The organism is Nonomuraea aurantiaca (genome assembly GCF_020215705.1).
GTDB lineage: Bacteria > Actinomycetota > Actinomycetes > Streptosporangiales > Streptosporangiaceae > Nonomuraea > Nonomuraea aurantiaca.
In genome coordinates this window covers 59,995-83,337 of the sequence record NZ_JAIWNB010000002.1, presented here as the reverse complement: position 1 = coordinate 83,337, position 23,343 = coordinate 59,995, and the positions used below count along the sequence as shown (strand labels likewise).

21 protein-coding genes are annotated in these 23,343 nt (G+C 69.7%); 4 read left to right on the top strand and 17 right to left on the bottom strand.

The window, feature by feature from the left end:
- Window positions 1–27 precede the first annotated feature (27 nt).
- On the top strand, window positions 28–1,209 hold the full coding sequence (locus LDL49_RS06135) for a fructose-bisphosphatase class II (protein WP_225289938.1): 1,182 nt from the start codon (window positions 28–30) through the stop codon (window positions 1,207–1,209).
- Here LDL49_RS06135 and LDL49_RS06130 read toward each other — a convergent pair.
- Entirely contained in the window at window positions 1,203–1,970 is a 768-nt protein-coding gene (locus LDL49_RS06130; RefSeq protein ID WP_225289937.1) for an SDR family NAD(P)-dependent oxidoreductase, read from the bottom strand. The genes LDL49_RS06135 and LDL49_RS06130 overlap by 7 nt on opposite strands.
- Window positions 1,971–2,274: 304 nt before the next feature.
- On the opposite strand from LDL49_RS06130, the gene LDL49_RS06125 reads away from it, so the two are divergent.
- Window positions 2,275–2,613, top strand: coding sequence for a hypothetical protein (locus LDL49_RS06125; protein ID WP_225289936.1), 339 nt, complete (start codon window positions 2,275–2,277; stop codon window positions 2,611–2,613).
- Between the two features lie 285 nt (window positions 2,614–2,898).
- Here the strand turns inward: LDL49_RS06125 and LDL49_RS06120 are convergent, their stop codons facing one another.
- Window positions 2,899–3,357, bottom strand: coding sequence for a carboxymuconolactone decarboxylase family protein (locus tag LDL49_RS06120; RefSeq protein ID WP_225289935.1), 459 nt, complete (start codon window positions 3,355–3,357; stop codon window positions 2,899–2,901).
- 275 nt (window positions 3,358–3,632) lie between these two features.
- Here LDL49_RS06120 and LDL49_RS06115 point away from each other — a divergent pair, with 275 nt between their 5' ends.
- A complete protein-coding gene (locus tag LDL49_RS06115) occupies window positions 3,633–5,912 on the top strand; it encodes an ATP-binding protein (protein WP_225289934.1) in 2,280 nt (759 codons plus the stop codon).
- 120 nt (window positions 5,913–6,032) lie between these two features.
- Window positions 6,033–6,518 (top strand): iron chaperone, encoded by a 486-nt coding sequence (locus LDL49_RS06110; RefSeq protein WP_225289933.1) that lies wholly within the window; start codon window positions 6,033–6,035, stop codon window positions 6,516–6,518.
- Window positions 6,519–6,635: 117 nt separating this feature from the next.
- Here the strand turns inward: LDL49_RS06110 and LDL49_RS06105 are convergent, their stop codons facing one another.
- The 15 genes from LDL49_RS06105 to LDL49_RS06035 form a co-directional block, all read right to left on the bottom strand.
- Window positions 6,636–7,577, bottom strand: a complete 942-nt coding sequence (locus tag LDL49_RS06105) for a 2OG-Fe(II) oxygenase family protein (protein WP_225289932.1) — start codon at window positions 7,575–7,577, stop codon at window positions 6,636–6,638.
- A gap of 114 nt (window positions 7,578–7,691) precedes the next feature.
- On the bottom strand, window positions 7,692–8,369 hold the full coding sequence (locus LDL49_RS06100; protein ID WP_225289931.1) for a helix-turn-helix transcriptional regulator: 678 nt from the start codon (window positions 8,367–8,369) through the stop codon (window positions 7,692–7,694).
- A gap of 48 nt (window positions 8,370–8,417) precedes the next feature.
- Window positions 8,418–9,374 carry a nucleoside hydrolase gene (locus LDL49_RS06095; RefSeq protein WP_225289930.1) on the bottom strand — a complete coding sequence of 319 codons (957 nt, stop codon included), beginning with the start codon at window positions 9,372–9,374 and terminating at the stop codon, window positions 8,418–8,420.
- Window positions 9,367–10,092 carry a GntR family transcriptional regulator gene (locus LDL49_RS06090; protein WP_225289929.1) on the bottom strand — a complete coding sequence of 242 codons (726 nt, stop codon included), beginning with the start codon at window positions 10,090–10,092 and terminating at the stop codon, window positions 9,367–9,369. The genes LDL49_RS06095 and LDL49_RS06090 overlap by 8 nt, the downstream gene beginning before the upstream one ends.
- Window positions 10,089–11,123: a ribokinase gene (locus LDL49_RS06085; protein ID WP_225289928.1), complete on the bottom strand. Its 1,035-nt coding sequence runs from the start codon at window positions 11,121–11,123 to the stop codon at window positions 10,089–10,091. Before LDL49_RS06085 ends, LDL49_RS06090 begins: the two co-directional genes overlap by 4 nt.
- Window positions 11,120–12,031 (bottom strand): 6-phosphogluconolactonase, encoded by a 912-nt coding sequence (locus LDL49_RS06080; RefSeq protein ID WP_225289927.1) that lies wholly within the window; start codon window positions 12,029–12,031, stop codon window positions 11,120–11,122. Before LDL49_RS06080 ends, LDL49_RS06085 begins: the two co-directional genes overlap by 4 nt.
- 11 nt (window positions 12,032–12,042) lie before the next feature.
- A complete protein-coding gene (locus LDL49_RS06075; protein ID WP_225289926.1) occupies window positions 12,043–14,130 on the bottom strand; it encodes a N,N-dimethylformamidase beta subunit family domain-containing protein in 2,088 nt (695 codons plus the stop codon).
- Window positions 14,123–15,346 carry an ABC transporter permease gene (locus LDL49_RS06070; protein WP_225289925.1) on the bottom strand — a complete coding sequence of 408 codons (1,224 nt, stop codon included), beginning with the start codon at window positions 15,344–15,346 and terminating at the stop codon, window positions 14,123–14,125. Before LDL49_RS06070 ends, LDL49_RS06075 begins: the two co-directional genes overlap by 8 nt.
- Window positions 15,343–16,479, bottom strand: coding sequence for an ABC transporter permease (locus LDL49_RS06065; RefSeq protein ID WP_225289924.1), 1,137 nt, complete (start codon window positions 16,477–16,479; stop codon window positions 15,343–15,345). The genes LDL49_RS06070 and LDL49_RS06065 overlap by 4 nt, the downstream gene beginning before the upstream one ends.
- A gap of 29 nt (window positions 16,480–16,508) precedes the next feature.
- Complete coding sequence (locus LDL49_RS06060; RefSeq protein WP_225289923.1) at window positions 16,509–17,528, bottom strand: BMP family lipoprotein; 1,020 nt, start codon at window positions 17,526–17,528, stop codon at window positions 16,509–16,511.
- 68 nt (window positions 17,529–17,596) lie between these two features.
- A complete protein-coding gene (locus LDL49_RS06055; protein WP_225289922.1) occupies window positions 17,597–18,379 on the bottom strand; it encodes an HAD family hydrolase in 783 nt (260 codons plus the stop codon).
- A complete protein-coding gene (hisG, locus tag LDL49_RS06050; RefSeq protein ID WP_225289921.1) occupies window positions 18,376–19,278 on the bottom strand; it encodes an ATP phosphoribosyltransferase in 903 nt (300 codons plus the stop codon). The genes LDL49_RS06055 and hisG overlap by 4 nt, the downstream gene beginning before the upstream one ends.
- A 9-nt stretch (window positions 19,279–19,287) precedes the next feature.
- Window positions 19,288–19,773 carry an NUDIX domain-containing protein gene (locus tag LDL49_RS06045; protein ID WP_225289920.1) on the bottom strand — a complete coding sequence of 162 codons (486 nt, stop codon included), beginning with the start codon at window positions 19,771–19,773 and terminating at the stop codon, window positions 19,288–19,290.
- Window positions 19,770–21,548, bottom strand: coding sequence for an ABC transporter ATP-binding protein (locus LDL49_RS06040; RefSeq protein WP_225289919.1), 1,779 nt, complete (start codon window positions 21,546–21,548; stop codon window positions 19,770–19,772). Before LDL49_RS06040 ends, LDL49_RS06045 begins: the two co-directional genes overlap by 4 nt.
- A gap of 28 nt (window positions 21,549–21,576) precedes the next feature.
- On the bottom strand, window positions 21,577–23,325 hold the full coding sequence (locus tag LDL49_RS06035) for an ABC transporter ATP-binding protein (protein WP_225289918.1): 1,749 nt from the start codon (window positions 23,323–23,325) through the stop codon (window positions 21,577–21,579).
- Window positions 23,326–23,343 lie beyond the last annotated feature (18 nt).

The window sequence follows — 23,343 nt, the reverse complement described above, 5'->3', positions numbered from 1 at the left end:
TTGCATCCTTATCCGTCAGGTGATGAGATGACTGTCGCGGAAAATGCGATTCACGCGGTTCCCCGGTTCAGCGAGGCATGGACCCGGCGCATTCAGGCTTTCGACGCGTCGGTGACCGAAGTCCACGCCGTGTCGTCCATGGACGATCAGGGGCAGCCACCGCACGACTCCGATCCCCATGGCATTCTCGTGGCGGGAATGGCCGCGGCGGCCAAGGCCGGCTGGCTCGCGGCCGGACCGGATCCCGGTGACATCACCGCGCGCAAGCGCCGCATCGACGGCGACGCGACCGCTGCCGCGGAGTCGATCCTGCGGGAGTTCGCCGAACGCCTGATCATCGTGGCCGGCGAGGGACCGGGCGAGCAGATGCCCGGCGCCTTTCTGGGGCAGGAACTCGGGCTCGCCCAGGAGTCCTCCCAGACGTGGAGCGGCGTCTTCGACTACGTCGACGGCACGACCCTGACCGCTCTCGGCCTGCCGGGCGCGCTGTCGCTCGGCGGCCTCGGCGTCGGTCTGCGGGGCGTGCCCGATCTTCAGGCCTACGCCGTCCTGGCACCGGTCTCGATCGCGGACCAGCTCGACATCAGCACCCCTCCTGAGGACCATGCGCTCGAACTGGTCGAGGCCATCGCCGCCGAATGTGGCGGGCACCGGCTCAGCGATCTCCGCGTCGTCACGCACTCGGCTGACACCGGCTCCTTCCATCACACACTGATCCGCCGCCTCGCGGACGGCGGCGTCGGCGAAGTCGTCGTGCCCGACCCGGTGATCATCGAGCCGCCGTACGTGCTCGCCAGGGCAGGACTGGTGGAGCCCCGGGTGGACACCATGATCGGCGTGTTCGGATTCCCCGAGCTCGCCTTCGCCTGCCTGGTCCTCGAGCTGATCGCACCGCAGTTCACGTTCGTCTTCCGGCCCGCTTCTCTCAGCGGGCTGCGGGCGAGCTCTCCCACGCTGGCGCCGCTCTTCGACTTCGAGGACGGGGAGATCGAGCAGCTCGCGGACGTCGGGCTGGAACCGCACACCCGGTTCTTCGGTTCGGATCTGGTCCCCGCCGGTTCGGGACGGGCTGCCGCGATGTTCTCGGTGACGGGCAGCCCGCTGCTCAATCTCGCGCCGCCCACCCGGTGTGACGGCACGGTGTCCATCGACGGGCTCCTTGTGGAGCGGGGCAGGATGACCCGGCTGAGGGTCGTCAGCCGTCAGTAGACCTTGGCGAGGATTCCACCGTCGACGATGATGTCGGTGCCGGTGATGTAAGCGGCGTCATCGGAGGCGAGGAAGGCAACGGCGTTGCCGACGTCGCGCGGGCTGGCGAAGCGGCGCATCGGATATCGGGCCGTGATCTCGCGGCGAGCCGCCTCCGGATCGGGCTGGAAGTCAAAGTAGTCCTTCAGGCCGGGTGTCTCCACATCGCCGGGACATACGGTGTTGAACCTAATGTTCTCTGGACCGTGGGCCACTGCGAGGGACCGGCACATCGCCCGCAATCCGCCTTTGGTGGCGCCGTAGGCCGGTAGATCGGGGTCACCTACCAGGCCGAGAACGGAAGCGGTGATTATCACCGAGCCACCGCCGTTGGCCCGCATAACCGGCAGCGTTTCTTTTATCCCCAGATAGACGCCCTTGAGGTTGAGATCGTGGAGACGATCCCAGACTTCGTCCGCGAAGTCATCGATACGACCAAGAATGGTAACCCCGGCATTCGCGTGGAAGATGTCGATGCGCCCGTGTTCGGCACAGGCGCGGGCCACCATTTCCCGGTTTCCCTCCCGGGTGGAGACATCGGCGACGACGCCCGTCGCGCTGCCCGCATTACCGCGGATGGTCTTGACGGTCTCGTCCAGCGTCGCGCGATCGATGTCGACGCACACCACAGAGGCGCCCGCTTCGGCGAGTCGCAGCGCACTGCCCTCACCGATGCCCTGGCCCGCACCGGTCACAACAGCGATCTTCCCACTGAGATCCATGCCCGCTCCGATCGTCCTTGGGGCCCCGACAACCCCCCCCCGCGGCTCATCATGTTTATCGTGAGACTTTTCGTCAATGCCAGTTTCACCAGGCATCGAATTCATTCCCTGACAATGGCGCAAACAGACGATCGGCGTTCATGGAGGAGGAGGATCGGCGGAATTTCAGCGGGGTTCCACTCCTTTTGGCCCAGTTCTTGGCCGGCCGACTGTGAGGTTGGCTGGATAGGCCACGCTTTGGGCGCCACGTCAGGATCAGGGCAGGCATTCGCCGGTCGCGTACGGCGTGGGTGTCCTTCCACTCGTGGGATGGCCGCCGGGTGCGGGCCGGGGTCGCCGGGGTGCGGGGCGGGGTCGCCGACTGCGGGCCGTCGTCACCGGGCCCGGTGACGACGGCTACGTGGAAGAAGCCGAACCCCAATGGGAAAAGGCCCTCCGCCCCATCCAGAACCAAGCTCTCCGCGACCACCTCCGCTTCCACTGCGTGGGCGACGCGGACGCCGTCTCCTCGGGCGCCCTCTACCTCGCCACCACTGAATGGCCGCCCGGCAGTGGCGCCGTCGAAGATTTGGGCGCCACCCTCATTGCCGGCTGGAGCTTCGGCGAATACCAGCATGGCGCCGCGGTCGTCCGCCTCCCCTGACGCGCTCAGTCGCCCCTGACATCCTGACCGGTCGCCGCGACGCGGCAGGGCTACTTCCCACAGGCGCGGGGAGGCATGAGAGGAGGAGGCTGGGTGCAAAGCTCGCTGTGGATGCCGTGAGCTGCAGCGATCTATTTGTCCGCCTTCCGAGGGTTCCAGGTTCTCGCCACATTTCCGTGGCAACCCGCGCTCCGGGTGACGACCTCACGGGGTTGCCGAGGGTGATGAATGGTGGGAGTCCGTCCAAGGGCTCCCATCTGGTCTGTCAGCGTTCGCGCGACGCGCTCACCACTTGCCGCCCGCCTGCTGGCGGGTCGGGGCGTTGAGGCGGTTGAAGGCGTTGGTGATGGCGATGTTGAGTATGAGTGCGGCGAGCTCCTTCTGGTCGAAGTGTTTGGCGGCCATGTCCCATACCTCGTTGGGCACCGGGTCGGGCCGGTCGGCGAGCCGGGTGATGGCCTCCGTCAGGGCCAGTGCGGCGCGTTCCGCATCGCTGAACCAGGGCGTCTCACGCCATGCCACGACCGCGTGGGCCTGGTCGTCGGTGGCGCCGTGGTGGCGGAGCTGCTGAGCGCCCGCGGCCACGCAGGGGCTGCAGCCGTTGATCTGGCTGGCTCTCAGGTGGGTCAGCGCCAGCAGCTTCGCGTCCATTCCGGCGCCCACGATGGCCTTGTTGACGGCCATCAGCGCCTGCATCGCCTCGGGGATCAGGGTCGCCGGGTTCGGCATGCGTTCGGTGGGCATCGCTTCTCCTTCGTGGTCATGTTCTGACGGGAGTCAGTGGTTGTGATCTGACGGGAGTCAGTGGTCGTGATCTGACGGGAGTCAGTGGTCGTGATCGGACGGGTGTCGGTGGTGTTCCGACGGGAGTCCGTCCCGTTCCGACGGGAGTCATCTGACCACCGGCGCGTCCGGAAGCGCCCCGGCCGTGGGACAGCGTGGGACGCCCGGAATGCGGCTCAGCTGCGGAAACGACCCTCTGTTCCGTGGCTGCGGGCTGGGACGGGTACCGTGTGCGGGTGTCGAGCGCACCTGAACACCTGACCGCCCAGCTCATCCAGATCAAGGACCTGAGCGGGCTCAGCGTGCGTGCCCTCGCCCGCCAGGCGAACCTCAGCAGTTCCTCACTGTCCCGGTACATGACCGGCCGGCTGGTGCCGCCATGGGAAGCCGTCGTGGCCCTGTGCCGGGTCGTGGCCCGCGACCCCCGTCCGCTGCGCGCGGTGTGGGTCGAGGCGTCCAAGGCCGGCGCGGCGCCCAGCCCACGCCGGAACGATCTTCCGGCCGACCTCGCCGACTTCACCGGACGCGAGGCGGAGGCGGCGCTGGTCGAGGAGCTGCTGCGGACCACGGGCGCGGTCGCGATCGACGGCATGGCGGGCGTCGGGAAGACCAGCCTCTCCGTGCACGTGGCGCACCGGCTCGCGCCGTCCTTTCCCGACGGTGGGCTCTATCTCGACCTGCGCGGCTTCACTCCGGGCCAGGACCCGTTGGAGCCGTCGGCCGCACTCGGCCGGCTGCTGGGCGCCCTGGGTGTCGCGCATCCTCCGGCCGACATGGTCGAACGCGCGGCGCTCTGGCGGTCGGAACTGTCCCGGCGCCGGGCGCTCGTCGTGCTCGACAACGCGGTCGACGCGGAGCACGTACGTCCGCTCCTTCCTGGCGCGGGTAAGTCCGCGGTGCTGGTCACCAGCCGCAACCGGCTGGTGAGCCTGGACGGGGTGCCGCCGGTGTCCCTGGAGGCGCTTCCCCCTGCGGATGCGGCGTCGCTGTTCGGCCGGGCGGCCGGGGTGGACCTGACCGAGAAGGAGGCGGTCGCCCAGGTGCTGCGGCAGTGCGGTGGCCTTCCGCTGGCGCTGCGGATGGCGGGCGCGAGGCTGCGGCACCGGCCGGGTTGGACGGTGGCGGTGCTGGCCGAGCGGCTGCGGGACAGCGCCGGTCGCTTCGACTCCGTGTTCGGCATGTCGTTGCAGCAGCTCGACGCGGTCCAGCGCCGCGTGTTCCGGTTGCTGGGCGTGCTGCCCGGCGCCGACTTCGACGCGGCGGTGGCGGGCGCGCTCGCCGACATGACGCCCGACCGCGTCAACGCGGTGCTGGAAGAGCTGGTGGACGCGCATCTGGTCCAGGAGCCCTCCCCCGGACGGTACCGGCTGCACGACCTGATCCGGCGGTACGCGGCGGACATCGCCGCCGATGAGGAGCCGCAGGCGGATGCCGCCGTACACCGTGTCCTGAGCCATTATCTGGAGCGGGCGACCGCCTACGATCGGACGCTGCCCCTCCCGCACCGCAAGGAGAGCGTGCCGGGCGACCCGGCGAAGGCCATGGCCTGGTTCGACACCGAGTACGCCAACCTGATCGCCTGCTTCGACGCCGCTGTCCGGCTCGGCGCGGACGAGGTGGTGGCCGAGCTGCCGCCGGCCATGCGCGTCTGGTTCTTCCGGCATCGCGGAACCGACGACCAGATACGCCTGCTCGAAGCGGCCGCGGCCGCCGCGGAACGTCTCGGGCGCGACCAGCGGCGTGCCTCACTGCTTGTGGATCTCGGTTTCGCCCGCGCCGCCGCCGGACGTCTCACTGAGGCGCTCGCCGCGTACGAACTCGCCGAGCAGTCCGGTGTGGACGATGACGAGCTGGCAGGCGCGCTGGCGCTGCGCACCGGCTTCGTCCGCCGGGATCTCGGCGACTTCGAAGCGGCACAGGAGCGGTTCCGGCTGGCGCGCACGCTGTTCGAGAAGACCGGACATCGCTCCGGGCGCTCCCAGGCGCTGGCCTTCGACGGATGGGTGACCCTCCATCTCGGACGGCACAGCGAAGCCGCCGAACTCGCCCGCGCATCGCTCGCTCTGGCCGATGGGCCTGCCCGAATCACCGGTCTGGTCACGCTCGGTGTCGCCCTGGCACCGGACAACCCGGAAGAGTCGCTGCGAGCGCTGCATGAGGCGTTGGAGCTCGCCGAGGCTCAGCACAACAAGGCGTGGTGTCACAACCATCTAGGTGTCGCGCTGCGCGTCATGGGTTCGCTCGACGAGGCACTCGAACACCATCGGCGAGCCTTCGAGCTGCTGGAACCGCTGGCCGAGGTCCAGCTGGAGATCGACTTCCTGCCCGCGTACGCCGAGACGTGCCGCGCGGCGGGCCGCTACGACGAGGCGCTGGCGCTGCATGAGCGGACGATCGAGCTGGCGCGCAAACTGGGGCGGCCGCACAATGAGAAGCGCGCGCGCGAGGCTTACCACCTCCTCGCAGGTGGCGTCCCAGCCCGCGACGATGGAACGGACCCTCGTTTCCGCAGCTAGGCCGCGTTCCCGATGTCCCACGGTGTCCCACGGACGGTGCGGGCCTTGACGCGTCGATGGTCAGATGGCTCCTGTCGGAACGCACCGACGAACTGTCACCCAGACGGAAGGAAGCTCGCCATGAGCGCCGCCAAGCAGCCCGCCAAGACCGCCAAAACCGCCACCGAGGCCAACAAGAAGTACGAGGGGTTCACCGAGGAGGAGCGCAGCGCGATGAAGGAGCGCTCCAAGGAGCTCAAGGCGACCGCCCGGCGCGGCTCGCGCTCGGCCAAGGCGGACGGGGAGAGCGAGGTGCTCGCGAAGCTCGCCGAGATGTCGGAGCCGGACCGCGCCACCGGCCAGCGGCTGCACGCCATCATCAAGGCCAACGCGCCGGAGCTGTCGCCGAAGCTGTGGTACGGCATGCCGGCCTACGCCAGGGACGGCAAGATCGTCTGCTTCTTCCAGCCCGCGCAGAAGTTCAAGACGAGATACGCGACGCTCGGCTTCAACGACCAGGCGAACCTCGACGACGGCACCATGTGGCCGACCGCCTTCGCCCTGACGACGTTGACCGCCGAGGACGAGGCACGGATCGGCGAGCTCGTGAAGCGGGCGGCGGGCTGAGGGACCCGGCCGCGTCCGGCGACCGGGCCCCCAAAAGCCCCTGCCCGGGACGCTCCGGCGACCGGGCCCCAAAGGCCCTGCCCCGGACGCTCCGGCGACCGGCCCCAAAGGCCCCGCTCAGGACTCGGGTGACGACTTTCCCAAGCCCTGGAATCTGTTCTCGATGAAGTCGCCCCACGTCGCGTTCAGGGTCATCAGCTCGCCGTCCACCATCTTCCACTGCCGGGCCTTGTGCGGCGGGTAGGCGAAGAGCACGGACGACAGCCGCCGGTAGCCCGCGGGCATGGGCCGCGTGTGCACGCGATGCGTGGACGGCCGGAAACGTCCGTCGGAGGCGCTCGTCAGCATGCGGCCGATGTTGCACAGGACCACGTCGGTCTTGGCGATCACCGGCTCGACCCAGGTGCCGTCATGCAGGACGTACTGCAGGCCCTGGTCGGAGGGGGGAAGCTGGAGGCCGAGCATCTGGATCCCCGAGTGCTCGTGCGCCAGCACCCGGCGGTCGCCCACGTCCCTGTAGTTGATCACCCGCAGGTTCGTCGCGTCACGCGACAGCTCCAGCTCGGGGGTGCCGGCCGGCAGCATGCCGCGTACGACCTCGCCGAAGCGGGAGATCAACCTGAACGCGATGTCGAACACCTCGGTGGCGGCGGTGCCGAAGGCCGGGAAGGTGCGAATGAGGTCTCCGGCGCCGGGCGGCTGGTCGGAGATCATGGCTCCGCTGACGTGAATGAATTCCTTGGGATCCGGCACGCCGTTGGCCAGCCGGGGAATCTCCGAATTGTACGGGAAGAACCCGTGGGTGCCGCCGACGCCTAATTGCGGCACGGCTGTGTGCGTGTAATCGGAAAGCCGCGGCTCGGTCGACGCGCAGGCCGCGGCGAATTCGTTCATCATGGTCTCGACACGGGCGCCGATACCAGGAACCTCCGCGGCCATGAATCCCCATCCGGTCAGCTGTGACCTGATGGCTTCCGTGGCGGACGTCATGTCCGCCTCGATTTCCGGCAGCCTTACCGTGGGAACGCGACCGCTGAGTTCCAGGAGAGGGACTTCCATTGTCACTCCACTTCTCGATGACCGTTTCCTGTTTGCAGTTTATCCCTTTCATTGAGGCAGTCAAGGAAAACATATTTTTGGGACGCGAATAAAGCGGATCAATTCCAGTAATGCTCATATGGCCTTTCGGGGGGTGGAATCCAGCCCCAGCCGCTGGGCGACCAGGGCCACCTCCGTCCGGTTGGAGCAGTTGAACTTCACCAGCAGGTTCGAGACATGACGTTTGACGCCGTGGATGGATATCCCCATGGCCCGGCCGATCTGGTGGTTGCTCATCCCCCGCAGCAGCAGGGTCAGCACGAAGCGCTCCCGCTCGGTCAACCTTCCGTTCAGATGTGTCTCCGGGCCGTGCGCCGCGGTGGGCACCTCGCCGCGGAGCAGCCGGTCGAAGGTGCGGGCCAGGCTGGCGACATTGATCTCGTCCCAAAGGAGGCAGCCGGCCACGCCGTGTCTCCAGGCGAGGCGTGAGACGATCTCTCCTTGCTCCCGCACGAGGGCCAATATCCGCGGGTTGTTTCGCCGGGGAGCGCCGTCCAGCACTTCCGGCAACGAGGTGAGCGGTATCACCGCCACGTCGAATTCCTCGCCGGCAAGTCGCGATCTGGCCTCCGCCGCGCTCCGCGCGACCGCGGCCTTGGCGACGTTCGGCACTTTCATGAGCAGCAGGGGCAGCCCGTAATAGGAGACCTCGTCCATGGCGAGGCAGAAGACCGACAGCTTGGAGCACCCTGGTCGGCGACCGGGAAGGAGGGCCGGGTACGACTTGGTGACCTCCAATGTTCTGGTACTCATCGCATGATCCTCTCTGCTTGATCCATGAACCGCGGATCCCGGACAAGGTCAGGAACTCGATGGCTCACCTGGGGTGAGTGTGTCGAGGAAGTGCTGGTAGAACCGGTCGGCGTCGACCGCGCGTGCGCATCTGACGGGCCGCCCGCCGGGGGTCTGGACGATCCGCCCCTGGCTCTCTCCTCGGGTGATCACGTCGCAGCGCACTGTCTCGAACGTGCAGATGTCGGGTTCGGCCAGGTAGGAGGTGGTCAGGCTGTCCCAGCAGCAGTACGGCAGGCCGGTGGTCTCCAGGGTGCCGAACGTCAGCGCGAGCAGCGATCCGGCCAGGTCACTGACGTGCCACCCATAGTGGCGGCCGAAGGCCCGGACGAAGTCGAGGGTCACCGGCACACGGTTGGTCACGTCCAGCGGGAACATGGTGATGGGGACGGAGGAGTCGAAGACGCGCTTGAGGGCGTCGGGGTCCCAGAAGACGTTCCATTCCGCGCTGCCGTCGTGGTCCGGCTGTCTGACGTTGCCCGCGACGTCGAGCGCGCCGCCCATGAAGACCACCTCCTCGATGCGCGACTCGACGTGCGGGTGGTGATCGAGGCACCAGGCGAGGTTGGTCAGCGGGCCGGTGGCGAGCACGGTGACGGGAGCCGGAGCCCGCATGAGCCAGGTGGCGAGCTGTTCGTGCGCGGGCAGCGCGTCCGCGCGGGTGCGCTGATCCCGCTGATTGAGCACGGGTAACGCGTCCGCCCGCAGGGCGTCGATCCGCCAGGCGAGAGGGAACGGGTTGCGTCCGGGCAGCACGCCCACGGCCGTCGGCACGTCCCTGCCCACCAGGTCGAGGATCTTGTGGGTGGCCGACAGGGCCGGCCGGGGAAGGCAGTCGGCGGGGGTCACCGCGACTCCGCGCAGGTCGATGTTGTCGTACTGGGTCAGCAGGAGGAGCGACAGCAGGTCGTCCGGCGCGCCGTCCTGATCGAACAGCACCTGACGGCGTCGCGAGGTGTCAGTCACGGTGCCTCACCAGGTGGAAGGAGAAGTCGGTGCCCCGGTGGTAGTCCTGGGAGTACAGCAGCGGCCGTCCCGCGCTGTCGTGGTGGGTCTGGATCAGCAGCAGCCACGCGCCGCCGGCTTCGAGGCTGCCGATGCGGTCCGCCTGTGCCTGGCTGAGGGTGACGGCGCGGACCTGGGTGATCGCGTACGCGATGTTGTGGCCGTACTCGGTGAGCAGCTGGAACAGCGACCCGGTCCAGTCCACCTCGTCCAGCGGACGGCCGATGAGCGAGCGGGGGAACAGGTCGATCGAGTAGAGCAGCGCGTCGTCCTGGTACCGGCGCAGCCGCTCCAGCCGGACGATGGCCTCGCTGCCGGGGAGCTGCAGCAGTTCGCGCTGGTTGCGGTCCGGTTCCGTCGCCGCGATGTCCAGCACCGTGTTGACGCCGGTGTAGCCGCGACTGGCCAGCATCTCCGTCACACCTTCGAGGCGGGTCAGCGGGCGGTCCAGGCTGGGCTGAGCGGTGAGATACCGGCCGTCGCCGTGGCGGGACTGGATGAGTCCTTCCTGCTCCAGGAGCTTGAACGCTTCTCTGATGCTGGTACGGCCGACGTCGAAGAGGGTGATGAGCTCGTTCTCCGAGGGCAGCCTGTCCCCGGGGCGCAGCCCCTGTTCGACGATCAGCGCGTGGAGCCGATCGCGTACCTGTATGGCGAGAGTGGGTTGTCGTCGTGTCACGTGGTTCTCTCCTGCCCGGGCGCACCTTGGAGCGGAGCGACACCGAGCTCTGCGGCCGATGGATAACTGGGAGCACAGAACCGGCGCGTGACCGAGACGGCTGCCACCCGGCAGGCGAGGCGGACTCCTTGCGCCAGGCTCGCGCCGGTGCAGAGGGCGGCCGCCAGGGCCCCGGTGAAAGCGTCACCCGCGCCGGTCGTATCCACAGCGTTCACGCTGGGTACGTCGATCAGCATAGTGCCGTGGTCGTCGGTGATCTCGGCACCTTGCTCGCCCCGGGTGACGATCACGGTGCGTCCCCTGGTTCTGCGGCGCAGGCACTCCACCGCCTGTCGCGCGTCCTCAGCCGACCCGGACAGAGCCGGCTCCGACAGCGCCGACTCCGACAGGGCCGACTCCGACAGAGCCGGCCCCGACAGGGCCGACTCCGACAGAGCCGGCCCCGACAGAGCCAGCGCGGACAGCTCGCTCTCGTTGAGCACCAGCACGTCGGCCCGGCTGAGCAGGTCCTCTCCGGTTTCGCTGAGGAACGGTCCGGCCGGGCTGGGGTTGAGCAGGACGCGCACGTCCGGCGAGGCGGCGGCGGCCGCCGCGGACGAGGTCGCCACGGGGATCTCGCCCTGCAGGACGAGCACGGAAGTGCCGGGCAGCCCGGCCACTGTGGCGGCCGCCCGGGAAGGGGGAAGGAGATTCGCCGCCCCGGGCCAGGTCATGACGATCTGCTGACCATGGGCGTCGACATAGACGAAGCTGCGCCCGGTCGCGATGCCGTCGGCCGTGGCGCAGTCGCCGACCTCGACGCCGTCGGCGCGCAGCGCGGCCAGCGCCGTCAGCCGGTCCGTGTCGTCTCCCAGGCAGCCGACGAAGCGGGTGGGAGCGCCCAGCCGGGCCGACGCGACCGCTACGTTCGCCGCCTTGCCGCCGTGCGCGGTGGCGTAGTCGACGGCGTCGACGCTTTCCCCCGTGGCCGGCAGGTGGTCGCCGAACATGTAGAGGTCCACGGTGTAGGCGCCGATGGCGAGCACGGTCATGAGCCGAGCCCCAACGCGCAGGGGGCGATGCTGTCGGCGTCCACGCTCACGTGCACGTTGGGGTGGCGATGCGCGAGGGTGACCGGGAGCTGTACCTCGGGTTCGGTGGTGAGCAGGAGAACCCGCACGATGTAGCGTTTCCAGGCGCCTCCGTCGGTGATGAGGTGCAGCCTGCGGGCCGACAGGATCTCCGACATGCCCAGGGTGATGGCCATGCGGGGAATGGCTTGGGTGTAGCCGCCGGTCACCCGGTGGGAGAGGGCCATGATCGTGTCGTCGAGCAGCGGGACGATGCGCGTGGTCGAGGCGGCGAACTCTTCCAGGCCGTAGTGGTGCCAGCGCGTCGTCGGCGGCTCGTTGAAGGCCAGATGTCCCCGGTAGCCGAATCCCGCGAAGCAGGTGTCGGCGCCGCCCACCTGCCGCAGGCGCTCACCGTAGGCGTCGGGATCGAAGACGTCCGGGTAGATGACGTTGTCGGGGTGGGGCCGCAGATCGGGGTCGAGCAGCTGGTAGAGGTTGCGGTCGCAGTAGCCGCGGAAACTGAAGGGGTGCGACGGGTCCACGGGCCGGCCCTGCCAGTCGAGGAACTCGTCCATGTGGAAGGCGAACACCTCGGTCCAGCTGATGCGCTCCTGATTGCAGATGCGGGCGAGGATGGGGTACTGCGCCTTGGGGCCGACAGGGAGGATCCAGCGGGTGCGTTCGCCGCGCATGTTGTTCGCGCGCAGCTCGTCGGCCATCTCGCGGGCCAGCCGGTGATAGAGCTCGGTGGTGTCCGCGTACACGGTCAGGGGGTGGCGGGCGATCGCCGCGAGGTCTTCCGCGGGCATGGACAGCTGCTCATCGGTGAGGTCGCTCGCCTTGTCGGGATAGGGGTAGCCAATGTGCCGCTCGCTGACGTCGGTCATGTCACTCCTCCTCACGGGGGCGGGGAGAGCAGGAATCGGGACAGGACGTTTCGGGTGATTCGCCTTATGTCGCCGTCGCAGCAGGCGAGGCTGGCAACCCAGTTGATGGATCCGGTCGAGAACACCGCACCGCCGTTGCCGAGCCGTCGCAGGGTCATGTCGGCGCGGACGGTATGTCCGCCGAGCGCGGCCTCCTCGGTGGCCGGCCGGTAATGGTGGCTGTGCCCGCCCGCGGAGGTGGCCAGCAGCAGGGTGCCGGGCGGGGTGCCGAGCTCTGGCGCGGCGCGGTCGATCTCGTCTCCGGCCGCTCCGCCGAGCGCGAGCCCGCAGCAGCCCACGGGGTCCGCCTCGACACAGGCGAAGATCCAGGACGCGTCGTCGCGGTAGCTGTCGGGCAGGCGGGTGTAGCCGGGTGCCGGCCCCCAGCCTTGGGCGGCGAAGCCGACGCCGAGGAGTTCCTGTGGTGCCAGGCCCCGGTGCCGCCAGAGCCCGCCGGGCTCGCCGGTGGAGGTGAGGACGTCCTCGCCCGGCGCGTTGTCCCACCAGTCGCCGGCGTGGCCGCGGCGGACCTCGATGGCGTGGGGGTGGCGGGGATCGACGCCGGTCACCCAGTAGAACCCGTTGCCGCCGAGGTACATCAGCCGTCCGCCGCCGGATACGTACGCGCTCACGGCCGCGCGCTCCGGCGCGCTGATGTACTCGGGGTGGCTGCCGGTCATGACGACGCGGTAGCCGGCGAGCAGGTCGGCTCCGCCTGCGTGCACGTCCTCGTCCGTGAGGACGTCGAAGGTGAGCCCCTCCGACCGCAGCCAGCGCAGGAGCAGGATGTCGGCGGCGAAGTGCCGCGGCGCTCCGGTCATCCACCAGCGGTAGTCGGCGGTGAAGTTCAGCACGGGGCGGCGCCCGGAGGAGTAGTAGACGGGGCCGCCCTCCTGCCGCTGGTCGTACAGCGACAGCCCGAGCTCCCGGTGCTCGTTGAGGTAGACGTCCGTCGGCGAGAGCGTGATCCCGCGGTCGGTCACCCGCGAGTAGTCCCCGAAGTACTCGGCCTCGCTGAGCTGGCGGTGGTTGGCGTAGGCCAGGTAGGTGAAGGTGGGCAGGACGACCGCGACCGGGCCGCGAACCGGTCCGGCGGGACGGACGACCACCGGGATGACGCAGGACTGGCTCCGGGTCCGCAGGCGGATGCCGAGCACGGTGGAGGTCGTCTCTTCGGGGATGGTCAGCGCGCACGTCTCTTTCCATCGGGCGTCGTCGAGGTCTTCAGGACTCAGCTGTACGGCGGTGCGGTCCGTGCCGTTTCCCGGCCCGATCAGCCCGGCGAGTGGCCGGTTGACGGCGCGGGCGTGATGGCCGTTCCCGCTGATGTCGGTGACGAGGACGGCGCCCGGGTCGATGGAGGCGTCCCAGAGGGCCACGACGTCCGCGCCGACGTGCTTGAGCAGCTCGGGACCGGTGGTCAGGTCGAGCAGCGGAGCGCATGTGGTGATCAGGCTGCTCGTCAGCATCGGCAGGGCGATCCGCCCCACGAAGGAGTCCGCGCCGAGCCGCAGCTCTCCGGTCCCGTGCGGCAGCGTCAGGCCCGCGGCCCGCGCACTCACGCCGGGAGCGCGGCCGTCGGCCAGATGGACAGTGGTCATCGACGGCGTCGCCGCCCAGGCCGCCACCAGCAGCGACCAGGATCCCCGCTGAACGACGTCCCCGTGGCAGCTCACGAGTCCCGAGGTCGTCTCCACCCTCGCCTCGGCCCGGTTCTCCTCGTCCAGCGCGAGCAGCAGTCGCCAGCCGGGTGTGCCCAGTTCCGCCACGACCTGGCGGGTGCCGAGCCGATGCGGGCGGATCCACAGCGCGACGCTCCCTCCGGCGGGCACCGGGAGGGAGGCTTGCAGGTAGGAGCCGGGCTTGAGGGGTTGTGGCGCGAGGGAGATCGGTGCGGCCGGGGTGCGGGTGGCTTCGTCGATCAGGTCGACGAGGTCCACGGTCCCGGGTCCCGGCGGGCCTCCGGCGTACAGGATCAGCTGCTGTCCGGGGACGGCGGACCAGCGGTCGGCGTACCCCATCAAACGCGGTTCGTGCTCGCCGGCCATCCGCTCACGCACCTCCTCGGCGGTACGGGATGCCGGCGCAGGCCGGCATGCGCAGCCGCTGGGCGACCGTGACCAGCACCAGCAGGGTGACGAGGTACGGCGTGGCGTAGATGAGCTGCGTGGGGACCGAATCGGTGCTCTGGAAGAGCACGAAGGCGGCCGCGCCGAGCAGCGCCAGGGTCAAGAGCAGGCGGGGCCGCCGGCGCAGGAAGATGATCGCCGCCGCCCAGAGCAGCACGGCGGCCAGGAGCAGCAGCACGTGTACCGCGCTCGGCTCACGCAACTGCAGGGCGTCGGCGTACCCGAACAGCAGCGCTCCGCCCGCGGTGCCGGCCGGGCGCCAGTTGCCAAAGATCATGGCGGCCAGCCCGATGAAGCCCCGGCCGCCGGTCTGGCCCTCCCGGTAGATGGTGGAGGAGACGGTGACCAGGTAGGCCCCGCCGAGTCCGGCGAGCCCACCGGACACCAGCACCCCGTAGTACCTCATCCGCTGAACCGGGACGCCGAGCGAGTCCGCCGCGGCGGGGTGCTCGCCGACAGAGCGCAAGCGCAGCCCGAAAGCGGTCTTCCAGAGCACCACGAAGCTGACCGGGATCAGCGCGACGGCGAGCACGGTGAACCAGGAGACCTCGTGCAGGAACCCGCGCAGGATGCCGCTGACGTCGGACAGGAGGAACCAGCGGCTCTGTTCGAGCCGGCCGAGCAGGTCCGGCGTGCCCCAGCCGCCCGCGAGGAACGGCATGCTGACGGTGCCGATGGCACCCGTGACGGGAGGCGACTGGGTGGCCCCCGCCCCCGGCAGGCCGCTGAAGGCGATGACGGACAGGAAGCGGGCGACACCCACGGCCAGGATGTTGACGGCGATGCCGCAGACCACCTGGTCCACGCCGAACGTCACGGTGACGACCGCATGGAGCAGGCCGGCGATGACGCCGCCGAGCGCACCGGCGAGCACCCCGGCCCAGACGCCGTAGAAGTGGCCGGCCCAGGCCCCGCACACGGTCCCGATGATCATCATGCCTTCGATGCCGAGGTTGACGACGCCCGCGCGTTCGCTCCACAGGCCGCTGAGGGCGGCCAGCCCGATGGGGACCGACAGCCGGAGCGCGGCTCCCATCGCGCCGGAGCCGGTGAGGGCGTCGGCTCCGGTGAAGGTTCTGACGGCCGACATCGCGAGCAGGAGGATGAGTACGGCGAGCAGCCGGCCGCGCGGAGTCTTCATGGTCATGTCGCGGGCCTCACCGGCTCAGGCGTGACGACCGGGACACTCTCCTCGCGCATGAGCCGGGCCGCGCGCCTGACCTCCATGCGGCGCACCACTTCATGGGCGCCCACGACGCTGATCACGATGACGCCTTGCATGATCGTGACGATCTCCTTGGGCAGGCCCTGGATGTCGAGGATCAGCGCCGAACGCTCCAGGAAGCCGAACAGCAGCGCGGACAACGCGATGCCGACCGGGGTGTTGCGGCCGAGCATGGCCACGGCGATCCCGGTGAATCCCGCCCCGGAGGGGAAGTCCACGCCGTAGCTGTAGGTGTTGCCCAGCAGGTCCGGCAGCCCGGCCAGGCCGGCCAGCCCGCCCGAGACGAGCATCGTGAGGAGGATCATGCGGCGTGGCTCGATGCCGTGGACGTGGGCCGCCGCCGGGTTCAGCCCGCTGGCCTTCAGGTCGTAGCCGTACCGCGTGCGCGTGAGCATCAGATGCACCGCCACCCCCAGAACGACCGCGCCCAGCGCGGCCCCTCCGAGGTGGGCACCCGGGGGGAGCGAGAGCCCGAACAACGACACCAGCCCGTCGAGTTCGGGCAGACGGGCCGACGGCGGGAGTTCCGGCGTCGATCCGGAGGCGCTGCCGGCCGCGAAGAAGTCGGCCAGCAGGTAGGCGATGACGGCGGTGGCGACATAGTTCAGCAGGAGCGTGGACAGCACCTCCGAGACCCCGCGCCACACCTTGAGCACCGCGGCGATCCCGGCCCAGAGGGCGCCGGCGAGCACGGCGACCAGGCCGACGACGGCCAGGTGCAGCGGGCCGGGCAGGTTCACGGACGCGCCGACGACCGCGGCGAACAGCGCGGCGACGCGGTACTGGCCTTCGACCCCGATGTTGAACAGCTTCATGCGAAAGGCCACGGCCACGGCGAGGCCGGCGAAGAAGTAGATGGTGGATCTGTTGACCGCGGAGACGAGCGAGTCCGGCCGGAGCCCGAAGTCCAGCATCGTCAGGTACGCCCGTCCCGGCGAGGCGCCGACTGCGGCGAGGAGCGCCGTGGTGACCGTGAGCGCGATCAGCAGCGCGAACGCAGGAGCAGTGAGCGCGCTCAACATCCGCCTGGTGAGCGAAGGTGCGCGGGGGGACATCGGGCCTCCTCTCCTGCTGGGTCGATCGGTCAGGGCACGACGGGGACGGTGATCCCGCCGGAGATGATCTTTTTGCGGATCTCCTCAAGACGTGGCTCGACGTCGGTGAGGCCGCCGCCGCTCGTGGCGTATCCCACCCCGTCCTCCTTGAGGCCGAACTCACGCAGCCCGGAGATCGACTTGCCCTGCACCGCCTCCTGGATGATGCGCAGGACCGCGACGTCGAGCTTCTTGGTGGCGCTGGTGAGGATCACCTGGGAGAGTCCCTGGTCGACCGTCTTGCGCTGGTCGACGTCGACCCCGATCGCCCACTTGCCCGCCGCCTTGGCCGCCTGGAACACCCCGATCCCGGAGGCGCCGGCCGCGTGGTAGACGACGTCGGCGCCGCTGTCGTACATCCCGCGAGCCGCTTCCTGGGCCTTGTCCGGCGCGGAGAATCCGCTGAAGTCGGGCGGCTGGCTCATGAACACGCTGGAGAGCCGGATCTTGGGGTTGGTCGCTCGGGCGCCGGCCGCGTAGCCGGCCAGGAACTTCTGCTGCGGCGGCGTCTGCACGCCGCCGATGAAGCCGATCCGCCCGGTACGCGACTTGAGCGCCGCGGCCACGCCGACCAGGTAGCTCGCCTGCTCTTCCCGGAACACCACGTTGGTGACGTTCGGCAGCTTCACGGTCGCGTCGTCGATGATGACGAACCGCGTACGGGGGAAGGCGGGCGCGATCTTCGCCAGGGGCTGGGCGTAGAAGAAGCCGACGGCCAGCACGGGGTTGTGGCCCGTCTCCGCCAGCAGCCGCAGGACCTCTTCCAGATCCGACCCGGCCGAGTTGGGGCTGAGTTCCTTCACCGACACGCCCAGCTCCGCCTTGGCCCGGTCCACCGCGGACCCGACCGAGTCGTTGAAGGACTTGTCACCGCGTCCGCCGCGGCTGTAGGCCACGCCGACCGCGACGGCGGAGTCGGCGGCCGCGCCGTTCCTGCCGGGGGCCGGGTTCACGGCGGTGCAGGCCGCGAGCGAACACAGCACGAGGCAGAGAGTGACTAATCGGGACATGCGCACCTCCGAGTGGATCCCGGCTCAGCGCCCATCGTGAATACTCATCAGACAAGTGTCAAGCCTTCTCAGATGACTTGCTCCAGCCATCGGGCGACACCGTCGTCGTCGTTGGACGCGGTCACCTCGTCGGCCGACGCGAGCACCGCGGCATGGGCGTTCGAGACGGCCACCGCCGTTCCCGCCCAGGTCAGCATGGGCAGATCGTTCGGCATGTCGCCGAACGCGATGACGTCCGCGCTGCCGAATCCGAGCCGCCCCGCCATCGATTCCAGGGCGGCCGCCTTGGTGACACCGGCGCGCATCACCTCGCAGAACACGTCCGCCGAAATGGTGACCTCGCATCCGGAAAGGAGCGCGCGCACGCCCTCGTAGTACTCGCGGGCGGTCCCCTCCAACTGCACCATGAGCTTGCCGACCTCGTGCCGGGCGAGCGCCTCCTCCAGGCGAGGCACCCGCCGCGCGCTCCGCGACAGGGGGGCGGGCAGCTCGAAGGAGTCCTCCAGCAGCAGCTCCATCCGGCACTCCGCGCCCAGCCGCACGCCGGGAAACCGCTCGCGCAACACCGACAGCGCCGTCACCAGCCGTGTCTCGGCCAGCGGGCAGTAGTCGACCACCTCCTCCCGGGCGAAGTCGAAGGTGATGGAGCCGTTGCCGCAGACCGCGATGGGCGCGCCGCCGATCGCCGCGGCCACGTGCCGGGTGTCACGGACCGGCCGTGCCGTCGCGATGACGAACACGTGTCCCGCGTCCTGTACGCGGCGCACGACCGCCCGCGTACGTTCCGACACCAGGCCACGGGAGTCCAGGAGGGTCCCGTCGAGGTCGCACACGATCATCCGGCGTTTCACAGCGGCTGCTCGGTCAGGTGGGGTGTCACCCATTTCGCGACCTGCGACTCGATGACGTCGAGGGCGCCTGCCGCCAGGACGCCGTCGATGGTCTCGGCCAGGTTCCGCCGTGGCGCCAGCCCCTGGACGACCACGAGGTCGCCATCCGCGAGGCCGGTGCCGGCCTTCCAGGACGGCTCCGGCATGGATCTGGCCACGCGCGGCAGGTCGCGCGCCGAGGTGCGGACCGTCAGCAGCACGCATGCCGCGCCCGCGCCGACCGAACCCAGGAGCCGGGCGACCTTCTGGATCCTGGTCCGCCTGTCCGCGTCACGCCAGGCGGCCGGGCTCGCGATGAGGTGAGGGACGCACGCGCGTAATGTGCAAATGATCCGCATATGGTGGTGCGCCATCGCGGAATCGGGTCCGTCGACGTCGATGACGGCATCGGCGAGTTCGGGAACTTTGGCTGCTCCGGCGCCGAAGGAATGGATCACCTCAGCTGGCAAGGGCATGCTCTCGAAGAATTGCCGGGCGATCTTCGGATACTCGGTGACGACACGGACTCCGGGCGGCAGATCGTCGGCGCTCTCCGCCGGATGATCGCCCGGCACTGCGAGCACCATCCGCCAGGGCGGATCCGCCCCGACGACGTGCGCGAACGCCTCCACGAACTCGACCTTAGCGCCGGTCTCCTCGATCCAGTCGGTGCCGGTCAGGCCGAGGTCGAAGGCGCCGCTCTCGACGACCAGCGGTATTTCCCGCGGTTTGTAGAAGGCCACCTTCAGGCGATCGCCGTACTCGATGCTCGCCCGATAGCTGCGGTCCGAGGCTCTGCGCACGTCGAGGCCGGCGGCGGCGAAGAGGCCCAGGATCGGCCGCTCAAGATGAGACCCCTTGGGCAGCGCGAGCGAGACCATACAGTCCTCCTAAGCCTGTTTCATGAGGGCTCGCAGGGCGAGGTCGATCATGCCGGTGTCGGTGTCGGCGGACGCCATGCGCCGCAGCGTGGCCCGGTCCATCCAGCGGGCCTCGACGAACTTGTCCTGCTCGATCCGGGGCCTGGTCAGGTCGCCCTCGACGGTGGCGAGCACGTCGATCTCGCGTCTGCGCGCACCGTCGCCACCGTTCCAGTCGAAGACGTCCACCACGCTGTCCACCTCGACCAGTCGCCACCGCGTCTCCTCCTCGATCTCCCTCGCGAGTGCTCCGCACAGCGTCTCGTCCTCTTCGACGTGCCCTCCGACGATGTCCCAGCAGCCGGGGAAGAGCCGCACGTGGGGCGCGCGCCGCTGCAGGAACACCGCACCGAGCGGGTTGACGAGCACGGCACCCACCACGCACCGCACGCCTTCCGCGGCCGCCTCCCGCTGGATTCGCTCGAACTCCGCCGGGTGCGGAGCGCAGCCACTCATGCCGCCTCCTGGTGTGCGTAGTAGGTCGCGTACAGGGCGGCGAACGGGCCGTCGCGCCGCAGCAGCTCGTCGAAGCGGCCCTCCTCGGCGACCTCGCCCTGGTCGAGGACCAGCACGCGATCGGCCCGCCGGATGGTCGAGAGCCGGTGGGCGATCACCAGCACCGTCCGGCCGGTGAACAGCCGGGACAACGCGTCCTGGATGCCCCTCTCGGTCAGCGGGTCGACGCTGGCCGTCGGCTCGTCCAAGAGGAGGATGTCCGGTTGGCGGAGGAACATCCGTGCCAGGGCGATGAGCTGCCGCTGCCCGACCGACACTCCCCTGCCGCCGGCGCTCACGTGGTCGTCCAGGGACATCGGCATGCTCCGCGACCACACGTGGCGCCCCATCCGCTCGATGGCGCGTTCGGTGTCCGCACGGCTCGCCCCCGGCCGGCCGTACGCGATGTTCTCGGCGAGTGTGCCCGCGAAGATGAACGGGTGCTGAGGGACGACACCCACCTGCTGCCTGTACGCCCGCAGGTCGAGCGAGCGGATGTCGCGGCCGTCGACCAGCAGTTCGCCCCCTTGGAACTCGTAGGCCCTGGCGATCAGCTTGGCCAGCGTGGACTTGCCACTGCCGGTGTGCCCGACCACCGCGACCGTCTCCCGTGCCGCGAGCCGTACCGAGAAATCCTCGAACACCGTGCTGCCGGGCCCGTAACCGAAACGCAGACCGCGCGCCTCGATCTCACCGGCCAGGCCGGTCACCGGCTCGTTCCCGCGCTGGACGACGGCGTGCTCGCTGTCGATCAGCGCGAAGACCCGCTCGGCGGCCGCGAGCCCCTGCTGGAAGAGGCTCCAGAAGGCGGCCGCCTGCGTGACCGGCTGCCACAACATGCCGAGCGCCTGGAGGGCGAAGTACCACTCCCCCGGCGAGAGCCGGCCGAGCACCGCGAACCGGCCGCCCTGGTGGAGCACCACGGCCGTGGCCAGCCCGGCCAGCAGCGTCAAGACCGGGAGGATGACCGCGTAGATGAGGCCCTGCCTGACGTAGACCCGGTACGACAGCCGGTTGACCGCGTCGAAGTCGCGATACACCGTCCTTTCCCGGCCGAAGCTCTTGGCGACCGAGATGCCCATCATCGTCTCGTGCACGTTGGCGTTGACCCTGGCCATCACCCGGCGCGTGGCCGCCGCCGCCGTCCTGGCCACCCTGCGGAAGGCCAGTGCCGCGGCGAGCAGGATCGGCAGCGTCGCCAGGATGATCAGGCCGAGGTCGACGTCGATCCAGAACACCGCGCCGCCGAGCAGCAGCACCAGGAGCATCTGGCTGAGCAGGTTCAGGGCGAGGGTCATCACCGAGCCGAAGCCCTCGGTGTCGCCGGTGACCCGGCTCAGCACCTTTCCGACCGAGTTCTCGTCGTAGAACGCGACGTCCTTGGCGAGCGCGGCGTCGGCGGCCTCGCACTGCAGGCGATAGACCATCCCGCCCACCAGCCGCGCGGTGATGGCCTGGCGGACCCAGTTCATCGCCCAGGCCAGCGCCGCCGCCGCGACCACGAACACGCACAGCTGCAGGCCCAGCCCGGCTCCCCCGCCGATCTGGTCGATCATGCGGGAGATGACGATCGGCACCGAGGCGGTCAGCAGGACCGACCCCACGACCAGGACGGCCGAGCCGAGCATGGCGCCGTGCTGGGTCCGCAGGTAGCGGAGGATTCGGGCCAGCAGCCGGCGGTTGCCGTACACGCGGTCGTACGCGTCGGCGTGCAGGCCCGCGAAAAGGTCGCTCACGTGTAGATCTCCCGGTCGAAAAGGTGGCTCACGTGTAGATCTCCCGGTACAGCGCACAGCGCGCGATCAGTTCGTCGTGCGGTCCCTGGTCGACGACCCGCCCGCCGTCCAGCAGCAGGATGACGTCGGCGCGCCGGATCTGGCCGGGGCGATGAGAGACCAGCACGGTGGTACGGCCGGCCGCCGCGCGCTCGATCGCCTCGGTGATGGCCGTCTCGGTCCGGGCGTCGACCGCGCTGGTCGCGTCGTCCAGGGTGAGGACGCGCGGCTCGGTCAGCAGCGCCCTGGCGATGGCCAGCCGCTGGCGTTGCCCGCCGGACAGCGTCGTGCCGCCCTCGTTGAGGATCGTGGCGTAGCCGTTCTCCATCACCTGGACGAACTCGTCCGCGCACGCCTGCTTGGCGACGCGCAGCACGTTCTCGTACTCGGCCTCGTCCGGCGAGCCGAAGGCGATGTTGTCCAGCACGCTCTTGGCGAACAGGAAGATCTCCTGGTCCACGTGGCCGATCTGGCGGCGCAGCGCACCCGGTTCCCACTCGCGCACGTCCCGGCCGTCGATCAGCACCCGTCCCTCGGTGGCGTCGTACATCCGGTTGACCAGCTTGATGAGCATGCTCTTGCCGCTGCCGGTGGGTCCGACGACGGCGAGGGTGCGGCCGGCGGGCAGGTGGAAGGAGATGTCACGCAGGATCTCCTTGCCTTCGTGACGGAAGGACACGTGGTCGAAGGTGATCGCGCCGTGGATCTCCGCCGCCGTGCCCCGGGCGTCCTCACGCTCGGCGGGTTCGCCCTCGATGATCTGCCGCATCCGGCCGGCGGCGACGAAGCCCTCCTGGATGACCGGCACGGCCTGCTCGGACATGGTGACCGGCTGCGCGAACAGCACCAGCCAGCCGAGATAGGTCACCACCTGGGCGAGGCCCAGCTCGCCCTGGGAGTACAGGTAGAGGGAGTGGAGGGCGCCAATCGCCATCGCGAGCGCGAAGCTCAGCGCCGGCAGGTAGACGGCCTGTGCTCTGCCTCGCCTGACGAAGGCGTCCCGGTAGGCGGCGGCGGCGTCCCTGAACGCGTGCCGTTCGAGGTCCTCCTGCGTGGCCGCTTTGACGGTGGCGATGCCGGCCAGGGTGGTGGAGAACCGTTCGTTGAGGTCGGCGAAGGTCTCGCGGGTGCGGATGACCAGCGGGTTCAGCCGCCGCAGGTGGTAGTACAGCGCGTACGCGAACACCAGGACCAGCACGCCGGGCGCCAGGAGCAGCTGGGCGTTCAACGAGGCGATGAACAGGATCGGGACCAGCAGCGCCAGGACGCCGTTGGCGGCGGTGGCGACGCCGGGGCTGAGCATGTAGTCGACGAGCCTGGCGTCGTTGATGGCCCGCGCCAGGATGTCGCCGATGCGCTGCTGGTCGTGGAAGGACATGCGTTTGGCCAGCAGGCTGCGGTACAGCTCGTCCCGTACATCCCGTTTGACCCGCTGGGCGATGATCTCCATCGAGCCGTTGGACATCAGGTCGGCGGCGAACCGGCCGGCCGCCAGCAGGCCGGCCGTGATCGCCGCCGCCGCGACCGCGGCGAGGTCGTGGCGTGCGCCGGTGGCGTCGGCGAACGCCGCGCCGATCTGGACGGGGATGAGCGTCGAACAGAGGTTGGCCGCCACCGCCGTGACGGCGAACAGCAGCAGGAGCATCCGGTGCCGCCGGAGATGACCGGCGATCCACCCCCCTATGCTCCGGGACGCGACCGGCGGGGCGCCGCCGGCCGGCCGCGTCTCCTCAGCCATGTGTCACTCCGCTCATCG